This is a genomic window from Rhodococcus sp. NPDC055112 (genome assembly GCF_053607505.1).
In genome coordinates, this window is record NZ_JBSGTR010000122.1 from 1 (window position 1) to 1,694 (window position 1,694).

The window sequence follows — 1,694 nt, forward strand, 5'->3', positions numbered from 1 at the left end:
GGCGTCGGTGTTCGGGGAGTTGCTCGGTCTCGAGCGGGTCGGTCTGGATGACGATTTCTTCGCCCTGGGTGGTAACTCACTGATCGCGATGCAGGCCGCTTCCCGCCTCGGCACCGAACTGGAGGCACAGGTTCCGGTGATGTGGCTGTTCACCACGTCGACCACGGAGGCACTGGCCGCCAGGATCGCTTCTGCACGGCTTGGGCTCGAGAACATGGCCGAGGACGCGGCATTCGACGTGTTGCTCCCGCTGCGGCCGGGCGGATCCAAGCCGCCGGTGTTCTGCATCCACCCGATCATCGGTCTCTCGTGGGCCTTCGCCGGATTGTCAGCCCACATCGACAAGGAACGCGGAATCTACGGCCTGCAGTCACCCGCCCTGTCCGGAACGGCGCCGCTTCCCGAGACCGTCGAGGAATGGGCGCGGGTGTACGTGGAGCAGATCCGGACCGTGCAGCCCGAGGGGCCGTACAACCTGATCGGCTGGTCGCTCGGCGGCGTGATCGCTCACGCGATGGCGGCGCTGCTGCAGTCCGAGGGCGACGAGGTCGCACTGTTGGCCATGATGGACAGCTTTGCGGAGCGTCCCGCCGACGGGGTGCTCGCAGATAGTGCCATGACCGCGGGTGACCTGCTCGGGGGCTTGCTCCCAGCGCTCGTGGCCGAGGTTCCTGAGGGTTCGGTCGAGGCTCTGTCCGACGAGGCGCTGTCCGAGGAGATGCTGGCAGGATTCATCGAGAACCTGCCGGCGCCGTTCAACGCGCTCGGGGCAGAGCGGATCACCGCCGCGGTGGAGGCAGCGGGGGCTTCGGTCGCCGTGATGGACGCGTACATGCCTGCCGAGTTCAAGGGCGATCTCGTGTACTTCGCCGCACTCGCAGACGATCCCAGCGGCAGCGTCGGCGCGGGCACCTGGCAGGACGGAATCGACGGCCGGATCATGACCCACGGCATCGACGAGACCCACTGGGGGATGGCCTCGCCCGCCTCGCTCGCCAAGATCGGCGCGGCACTGCGAGAGGTGTGGAACGCCGAGGAGGTCGAGGCCGACGAGTAGGGAGTCGTGGGGCCCGTAGGCGGGCTCGACATCGAGCGAGAAGATCTGCAGCACAAGAGTACTGACTGAGAAAGGCACGACACATGAGCAATCCCTTCGATGACGAGGACGGCCAGTTTCTGGTGTTGGTGAACGACGAGGGACAGCACTCGCTGTGGCCCATGTTCGCCCAGGTGCCGGCCGGGTGGGTCGAGGTGCACGGTCCGACCTCGCGTCAGGAGTGCGTCGACTACGTCGAGGCGAACTGGACCGACATGCGGCCGAAGAGCCTGATCGAGGCGATGGCGGGGGACGCCGACAACTAGGCACGATCGGACGAACCCGCCGCGAGCGCATCCGTTCCGGGGCGGGTTCGTCCATGGTGGTGAGCACCTGTCGGTGACCCGGTGTGGGTCACCGACAGCTCGTCGCGTGGCGGCGAACCCCGGGGCAGGCACACGTTCGGCCCTCCATCCAAACGGCAAGGAGTTCGGCCCCGTGTGTTCGATCCTCGGCATTTTCGGTCTGCAGTCCGGCGACGATTTGGCCGCGCTGCGCGCTGCGGCCGTGGAACTGTCGCGCAGGCAGCGGCACCGCGGGCCCGACTGGAGTGGGGTGTTCGTCGGTGACGGCGCGATCCTGGTGCACGAGCGCCTGG

At 67.4% G+C, this 1,694-nt stretch carries 2 protein-coding genes; both read left to right on the top strand.

Features of this window, described 5'->3' with window-relative positions:
• Positions 1-1,057: thioesterase domain-containing protein (locus ACWFRB_RS26330; RefSeq protein ID WP_452644292.1), on the top strand; the 1,057-nt coding region annotated here is incomplete at its 5' end.
• Between the two features lie 83 nt (positions 1,058-1,140).
• The gene (locus ACWFRB_RS26335; RefSeq protein ID WP_452644294.1) at positions 1,141-1,362 is read left to right on the top strand and encodes an MbtH family protein; all 222 of its coding nucleotides are present in this window, start codon (positions 1,141-1,143) and stop codon (positions 1,360-1,362) included.
• Positions 1,363-1,694 lie beyond the last annotated feature (332 nt).

Bases quoted from the DNA above. Each gene is read 5' to 3' on its own strand.
- ACWFRB_RS26335 (WP_452644294.1), top strand. From the start codon at position 1,141: ATGAGCAATCCCTTCGATGACGAGGACGGCCAGTTTCTGGTGTTGGTG.